8 protein-coding genes are annotated in these 7,534 nt (G+C 70.2%); 5 read left to right on the top strand and 3 right to left on the bottom strand.

The window, feature by feature from the left end; all coding sequences use genetic code 11:
- Positions 1 to 114 precede the first annotated feature (114 nt).
- Entirely contained in the window at positions 115 to 942 is an 828-nt protein-coding gene (locus QK444_RS28755; RefSeq protein ID WP_282785268.1) for an ESX secretion-associated protein EspG, read from the top strand.
- Positions 943 to 1,266: 324 nt separating this feature from the next.
- Here QK444_RS28755 and QK444_RS28750 read toward each other — a convergent pair whose 3' ends face one another.
- The 3 genes from QK444_RS28750 to QK444_RS28740 form a co-directional block, all read right to left on the bottom strand.
- Positions 1,267 to 1,929, bottom strand: a complete 663-nt coding sequence (locus QK444_RS28750; protein ID WP_143983327.1) for a histidine phosphatase family protein — start codon at positions 1,927 to 1,929, stop codon at positions 1,267 to 1,269.
- Positions 1,926 to 2,843 carry a prephenate dehydratase gene (gene pheA / locus QK444_RS28745; RefSeq protein WP_282785267.1) on the bottom strand — a complete coding sequence of 306 codons (918 nt, stop codon included), beginning with the start codon at positions 2,841 to 2,843 and terminating at the stop codon, positions 1,926 to 1,928. Before pheA ends, QK444_RS28750 begins: the two co-directional genes overlap by 4 nt.
- Before the next feature lie 323 nt (positions 2,844 to 3,166).
- Positions 3,167 to 3,601 carry a hypothetical protein gene (locus QK444_RS28740; RefSeq protein ID WP_282785266.1) on the bottom strand — a complete coding sequence of 145 codons (435 nt, stop codon included), beginning with the start codon at positions 3,599 to 3,601 and terminating at the stop codon, positions 3,167 to 3,169.
- Positions 3,602 to 3,705: 104 nt separating this feature from the next.
- On the opposite strand from QK444_RS28740, the gene QK444_RS28735 reads away from it, so the two are divergent.
- The 4 genes from QK444_RS28735 to QK444_RS28720 all read left to right on the top strand — a co-directional run.
- Positions 3,706 to 4,491, top strand: coding sequence for a DUF2470 domain-containing protein (locus QK444_RS28735; protein ID WP_282785265.1), 786 nt, complete (start codon positions 3,706 to 3,708; stop codon positions 4,489 to 4,491).
- Between the two features lie 76 nt (positions 4,492 to 4,567).
- On the top strand, positions 4,568 to 5,356 hold the full coding sequence (locus tag QK444_RS28730) for a CPBP family intramembrane glutamic endopeptidase (protein WP_282785264.1): 789 nt from the start codon (positions 4,568 to 4,570) through the stop codon (positions 5,354 to 5,356).
- Between the two features lie 346 nt (positions 5,357 to 5,702).
- Positions 5,703 to 6,893 (top strand): LCP family protein, encoded by a 1,191-nt coding sequence (locus tag QK444_RS28725; RefSeq protein WP_282785263.1) that lies wholly within the window; start codon positions 5,703 to 5,705, stop codon positions 6,891 to 6,893.
- 97 nt (positions 6,894 to 6,990) lie between these two features.
- Positions 6,991 to 7,534 (top strand): ferritin (locus QK444_RS28720; RefSeq protein WP_282785262.1); only part of this gene is annotated, 544 nt, incomplete at its 3' end.

Here is a 7,534-nt window from a genome sequence, read left to right as displayed (position 1 = left end):
CCGCGACGACGAGGAGCGGACCCGGGAGGGCGGCTACGGGCGCTCGGCCGATCATTTCGCCGACGGCCGGGTGATCGCGCCCGCCGTCATCGGAGCCGCGCCGGAGCCCGCCGAGTGACCGTGCTCGGCGCGGGCCGCGGACCGTCCCTGCTGGGGGCGGTCACCCTGTCGCTGGACGAGATGCAGTGCCTGCTGGAGATCTTGGCGCTCGACGACATGCCGGTGGTGTTGGACGCCGTGGGCCGCTACGACACCGCCGCCGCACACGACCGCGCCATGGCGGTGGCCGCAGCCGGTCTGGCCGACCGCGACCTGCTCGTCGATGGCGAGGTGCATCCCGAACTGGCCGAACGGCTTCGAGTGCTGAACCGGCCGCACTGGGAGGTGGCGGTGCGCTGGTATGTGGGCGCGTCGATCCATCGCCTTTGCCTCGCCAAAGGCGACGAGATCGAGGTGATCGTCCTGCGCGCCCCCGCCTCCTATGTCATCGACCAGGCCGGCCACGACCTGCCCGGCACCATCATGGCCGCCCTCGGCCCCGCCGAACCCCTGGAGCTGGCGGGGACGAACGCGCCCACCGCGGACCTCGTCCCCATCTTCGACGACACCGGCGACGCCGCCGCCACGGCCGAACGCCTTGCCCGCGTGGGTGATCCACCCCGCGATGCCGCCACCCTCGCCGCGGCGCTGGTGCAGGTGCACTCGTACGCCGAGATCGTCGCGGTCGTCCACGGCGACGGCACCCGCGATATCGCCCCCGACCACATGGCCGTCTTCAACACCCGGCACGGCCGCTTCCTCGCCACCACCAGCCCCGCCGACGACGGCGTCCGGTGGACCGCCCTCAGCACCGGCACCCCGGCCCGCTTCCGCGCCGCACTACAGCACCTCATGGCGGATCTGCCACTGCGCCAGGAGTTCCGGCCCACCGCTGCCCCGTGAACGGCAGGGCGACGACCCTGCCGAAGTACACCCGCGCATCAGTCAACGGGACCGGCGTAGTGCGACGGTACCGACCCGCATCCGCGCCGCGCCGGAGGCCGTGCCGAGAACACGACATACCACTCCCGCCGTCGGCACCGCAGTGGATGGATCGTGGACGAGCTGCCACGCTGTCCAAATCCTGGCGTGTCGCGTGCCCGCGATCGTGTTCCGCGCCGTTGCGACGCCGCAGCCGACCGCCGGTTGGGCGTGGGGCGGTGCCCCGGGCCGTCTATAAGTCGGTGCGTCGATCGGCGCGGCTAATGCTCCGATTCGGTGCGCCGGTCAGCCCATCGGGTCGTCGCCGGTCGGGGAAGTATTCTCGCCGAACGGTGGCGTGTAGCGGCCCCAGCGGGTGCAGGTCCAGCCGCCGTCGGGGGTCGGCAGCAGTTCGATGGTCTCGGTGTTGTCGAGGTGATTGTTGGCCGCGAAAAGCCTTGGGATTCCCGTGAGTTCGCGGGAGACCAGGCGCATGGCGGCGCCGTGGCTGACCACCACGATATCGGTGGAATCGGCACTCGTGAGGTATTCCGCGCGTAGTTGTTCCAGGGTGGGGACGTAGCGGGAGAGCACGTCGTGGCCGGATTCGCCGCCGGGGACGCGGGCGGACAGGTCCCCGGCATGCCACTTGTGGTAGATGCCCTGGAAGATCAGGTGCGCGGCGGTCGAATTCGAGCCTTCCAGCTCACCGAGCTGCACCTCCTGCAGATCGGCCAGCACCTCCAGGCCGACGCCGGTGGCCTCCTCGATGTAGCCGCCGGTCTGGCGGGCGCGCAACGCCTCCGAGGAGAACAGTCGCCGCGGCGGCACCGTCAGTGTGGAACCGAATGTTTTCGCCTGCGCCACACCGCGTTCGGTGAGCGGTAGGCCCGGCACCTTGGTGTCGAGGATCTTGGCGACATTGCCCTCGGTCTCCCCGTGCCGCACCAGGATGAGTTTGCCCGTCACAGGTCCGCCACCCCCTTCTTCAGATCGGCAAGCCAGGCCGCAGCGGGTTCGTCCGGCGGCGGCGGTGCGCCGGTCGCCGAGGTCGCGGGCCAGGAACCGAGGTAGCGGATCCGAGCGGCGGTGCGGTGCAGCGCCTTGAGCGCCTCGGCGACCGCGGTGTCGTCGATATGTCCGACGCAGTCCAGGTAGAACCGGTAGGTGCCCATACCGGTACGGGTGGGCCGGGATTCGATGCGCGTGAGGTCGATGCCCCGCGTGGCGAATTCGGCGAACGCGCGCATGAGCGAACCCGGCTTGTTGGCCAGCTCCAGCACGATGGAGGTGCGGTCCGCGCCGGTCCGGCGCGGCGCGGCCTGTGGGCGGCTCACCAGCACGAAGCGGGTGACGGCCTGATCGTGGTCGGCCACGCCGTCGGCGAGCACCGCCAGGCCGAGCCGCTCCCCCGCCAAGGCGGTGGACACGGCCGCGTCGGCGTGCCCGTTCGCGACATCCTCGGCGGCCGCGGCATTCGAGGCGGAGGTGTAGGGCCGTGCGTCCGGCATCCGGTGCGCCAGCCACATCCGCACCTGTGCCGCCGCCACCGGATAGGCCGCGATGGTGCGCACCTGCGCCAGCTCGATTCCCGGGCGGCCCAGGATCGTGAAGGCCACGTCGAGTTCGGTCTCGGCGATGATCTGCAGGCGCGGCCCGACCGCGAGCGCGTCCAGGGTCGGCGCGATCGACCCCTCCACGGAACTCTCGATGGGCACCACCGCCGCCACCACGTCACCGGCCCGGACGAGTTCGATGGCCGCCCCCTGACTGGACGCGGGGACGCGCTCGACCGGCCCGTCGAAGGTTCCGGCGGACTCGAGTTTCGCGAGGGCCATCTCGGTGAAGGTTCCCGACGGCCCGAAGTAGGCGATACGCGGCACGATAACGAGATTACTTGCGTACGCGCCCGCACTTCACCGATTGCCGGTCGGGGGCCGTCGCATCGGACACGGACAGCCGCGACCGGCGCGCCACGGTAGCGGGGTCGGGACAAGCCGCTTTCGGGTAGCCGGACGGCTCGGGGGTCCCGGAGTGGTCGGCGTCGGGGTGCGGCCCGGCACCGGCGGTGAGGAAGGCACCCATCACCGGGTCGGGGTGGCTCGGTCGCGGGGCTTGCAGCAGGCCGCGTCCCGAGCGGCTCGGTCGTCCGCCGGGCGGCTCGCACCAGCACGTTTTCCGCCGTAACACGACGGCCGACGGGCGCTCAGGCGGTCGCGGCTCCGCCGGTCAATACCGCGAGCGCCGCCGTCACCGCGTCGCGGTCGGCAGTCTCGATGGCGAGCAGCACGTCGCGTAGCGCCGCGACCGCAGGCGGCTTCAGGTTGGTCAGGAAGGCGATGTCGGGGTTGGCCAGCGCGCTCGGGATGTCCTCGCCCATGAGCGCGGCCACGGTTGCCGCGACGATGCCGACCGCACGCTCCCCGGAGTCGGTGCGGGCCACGAATCCGGAGTCGGAGTGGGCGACGCGCACCAGGAATTCGGCGACGGCCGTATCGGAGGCCGTCAGGTCCAGCACCTCGATCTCCGGATGCCCGGTGCGCACCGGTCGCACCAGTTCCTCGGTCAGACCGCGTTCGGGGCGGGGCGGTACCGACAGGGTCAGCGGAATCGGCTCGGGAGCGGGCGAATCGTGCGACACCGATCAACGGTAGCGGTCGCCACGCCGGCGGGAGCAAGTTCGCGCTTGCGTTGGCGACCTACGTCACTTAGCTTAGGGTTACCTAATTCCTCTTGGAGGTGTGTATGCCCCACCCGGCACCGGCCGCTGTCGCCCCCAATACCGCCGAACGTGTGCACAGCGCCTGCGCCCATGCCGAACAGGCCATGCTGGCCCTGCCCGGCCTGGACCCCATCCCCACCGCGGTACATCTGCTCCGGCAGTGCGGGGATGCCGTCATCGCCGTACCCATGACCTCCACGGCCGCCATGCTCACCGCCAACTCCGGCACCACCGGCTCCCCCGCCGTCCTCGAACTCACCGACCACGCACCGCTGCGCCTGCGCGAACCGGTACGCGCACTGGTCTGGCTGCGCGGCTGGGTGCGCGCCGTGCCCGCCCACGCCCAGCGCGCCCTGGCCACCCACGTCGCCGAGGACCACCCGCACCCCAACCTGCTCGACGTCGGCCACACCACCACCCTGCTGCGCCTGGTGGTCGACTCCGCCGTGGTCGCCGACACCACCGGAGCCGAATCGGTGTGCCGCGACGGGCTGCGCGCCGCCCGCCCCGACCCCTTCTGCGGGATGGAGGCGGCCTGGCTGCAGCACATGCAGGCCGACCACGCCGACGTCATCGCGCAGCTGGCCCGCCGCATCCCCGCCCACCTGCGCCGCGGGCACATCCACCCGCTCGCCATCGACCGCTACGGCATCACGCTGCGCGTCGAGGCCGTCGACCGCGACCACGATGTCCGCCTGCCCTTCGACCATCCCGCCGACGACGTCGACGCGCTCAGCCGAGCCGTGCGCGCACTCGCCGGCTGCACCATGCGCTCCTCGGCCGCACGGCTGCGGCGGACCATCGACTAGCGCTCCGCACCGGGTCACCGCATACGCGGCGGCTGTCGGCCGACGCCGCGCGCCGTCGCGCGCATAGATTTGCCCCATGGTTCCCGCCGCATCCGCACCCCTGTGGCCAGCGCCCGCCTCCGATCAGGAGCAGCGGGCGATACGGCTCGAGATCGCCGTCGTCCTGGTCGTCACCTTCGGGCTGAGCGGAGCGAGCGCGGCGCTGTCACTGCTGGAGAGCGCGCTGTCCCCGGGCGGGGTCGGGGGCCAGACGGTGGCCTTGAACGCGCCGCGCGCCGCGCAGTCGCTGATCGACCTGCTGTTCCAGCTGTTGAGCGTGGCCCGGCTGCTGGGCTGGGCGGCACTGGGGCTGTATCTGCTGTGGCGCAGCGGAATCGGGCCGCGCGCCCTCGGCCTGCTGCGCGTGCGCTGGCGCGCCGACATCGTGCCGGGACTGGTACTGACGGCGGTGATCGGAATCCCCGGGCTGGCGCTGTATCTGGTGGCGCACGCGCTCGGGGTGAGCGTGACCATCGTGCCGAGTTCGCTGGAGCATTGGTGGCGGCTGCCGGTGCTGGTGCTGTCGGCGTGGGCGAATTCGGCGGCCGAGGAGATTCTCGTGGTCGCCTATCTGATCACGCGATTGCGGGCGCTGGGCTGGTCGGAGAACCGGTCGCTGCTGGCCTCGGCCTTGCTTCGGGGCAGCTATCACCTGTATCAGGGCCTCGGCGGCGGCGTCGGGAACCTGGTGATGGGTGTGATCTTCGGCCGCTACTGGCAGCGGACCGGGCGGCTGTGGCCGCTGCTGCTGGCGCACGCGCTGATCGACACGGTGGCCTACATCGGCTACACCTTCCTGCGCGAACACGTCTCCTGGCTGCCGTGACCACCTCGACGTGACCACATCGAGATGAACCGCTTTCGGGCGTGAATAAGTACAGTCTCAGGTGATGAACGGCGACGACCCTCGGCACGATGCACGGATGCGCCGGGAGTCGCCGCCGCGCGGGGCAGGCGAGTCTCCGGCACATCCGCGGCAACCGCACCCCGGCGAGGCCCGCTGGGGCAGTCCGGCACCGCGGCAACAACCGCCACGGCAACAACCGGCGCGGCCACAACCGGCACGGCAACAACCGGCACGGCAGCAGCCATCGCCGCAGCAACCGGCACGACGGCAGGCACCGCGTGGACCGCGGCCCGAGGACCGGCGCGAACCACCCGGCGGCCCCGCCGTGAACCGCACCCGCCGCATGCCGCGCAACGAGACCGAACCCGCGCTGGCGTGGTCCCAGGTACCGCCGCCGAAACAGCCCCCGCCGCGGCAGTCGCGGCGCACCCCCGACGCGGGTGCGGCCACCCATGCGCCGACCCAGCGCCCGGTCCCCCATCGTGCGGCGTCCCCGCCACCGCCCGCGTCACCACCGCGCGCCACCCGCGGTCGCGGTGCCCGACCACCGCGCGGGCCGCGGCCGAAACGCAAGCGGCATTGGGGTCGCTGGCTGCTGGCGCTGCTCGTGCTCCTGGTGAGCCTCCCCATCGCGGCGGCGTTCTATGTGGAGAACAATCTGGTCCGCATCGACGCCATCACCGATTACGACAATCGGGTGGGCGACACGCCCGGAACCAATTGGCTGTTGGTCGGTTCCGACAGCCGCGCCGGGCTGACCCCGGAGCGCGAACAGGAGTTGGCGACCGGCGGCGAGGTCGGTTCGGAGCGCACCGACACCATCATCCTGGTGCACATTCCACGGTCCGGTCGGCCGACCCTGGTGAGCCTGCCGCGCGATTCGTACGTGAGCATTCCGGGCTACGGCCGGGAGAAGCTCAATGCCGCGTTCTCCTTCGGCGGCGCGCAATTGCTCACGCAGACCGTGGAAATCGCGACCGGCGTGCACATCGACCATTACGCGCAGATCGGATTCGGCGGCTTCGCCGACGTGGTGGACGCCGTCGGCGGCATCGACATGTGCCTGCCGAATCCCATCGACGATCCGCTGGCCGGAATCGACTTGCCCGCCGGATGTCAGCGGCTGAACGGTGCGCAGGCACTGGGTTTCGTGCGCAGCCGCGCCACCGCGCTGGCCGATCTCGACCGCATGAACAATCAGCGGATGTTCATGGCGGCGCTGCTGAAGAAGGCCACCGCGACAAGCACTCTCGTCAATCCGTTCCGAGCGTGGCCGCTCCTGCGGGATGTGACGAAGTCCCTGCGCGTCGATCAGGGCGCGCATGTGTGGGATATCGCACGTCTGGGCTGGGCGCTGCGCGACGATCCGGTAGCCACGACGGTGCCGATCGGCGGCTTCACCGATACCGCGAGCGGCAATGTGCTGCTGTGGGACAAAACGAGAGCGTCGCAGTTCTTCGAGGCTTTGGCGGCCGACGAACCGATTCCCGATGAGCTGCTGACACCGGGCATTTAGGGTCTCCTTATTGAGGCAATACTTGCCTCAATAAGGCCGTCCTCAATAAGGCTGCACTTGGATGACAGGCGCTGTGACCAGGGTTAATGTCGTGTCTATGTCCAGCCACGCCAAGTCCCAGCGCAGCAAGTTCCACGCCCTGCTGCACGATCAGATCCGGAACGAATTCAACGCCGAACACCAGTACATCGCAATGGCGGTGTGGTTCGACAATGCCGATCTGCCCGTGCTGGCCAAGCATTTCTACAAGCAGGCCGTCGAAGAGCGCAATCACGCGATGATGATCGTGCAGTACTTCCTCGATCGGGATATCAACGTCGAATTGTCCGACGTCGACGCCCCGAAGGCGCAGTTCGCCAATGCGAAGGAAGCGTTGCAGCTCGCGCTCTCCCAGGAGCAGGCGGTGACCGAGCAGATCGTCCAGCTCGCCAGCACCGCCCGGGAAGAGGGCGACTACCTGGGCGAACAGTTCATGCAGTGGTTCCTGAAGGAGCAGGTCGAGGAGGTCGCCCACATGAAGACCCTCGTCAATGTCGCCGAGCGGGCCGCCGCGAATCTGTTCGATCTGGAGAATTTCGTCGCGCGCGAGATGAGTTCACCCTCGGACGCGTCCGGCGCGCCGTCCACCGCGGGCGGTCATC

The sequence above is a fragment of the Nocardia sp. CC201C genome (assembly GCF_030010695.1).
Lineage (GTDB): Bacteria > Actinomycetota > Actinomycetes > Mycobacteriales > Mycobacteriaceae > Nocardia > Nocardia otitidiscaviarum.
This window is presented reverse-complemented; position numbering and strand designations above follow the sequence as displayed.

Coding starts and splice junctions, on each gene's coding strand:
- QK444_RS28735 (WP_282785265.1), top strand. CDS start 3,706: ATGCCCCACCCGGCACCGGCCGCTGTCGCCCCCAATACCGCCGAACGT.
- QK444_RS28730 (WP_282785264.1), top strand. CDS start 4,568: ATGGTTCCCGCCGCATCCGCACCCCTGTGGCCAGCGCCCGCCTCCGAT.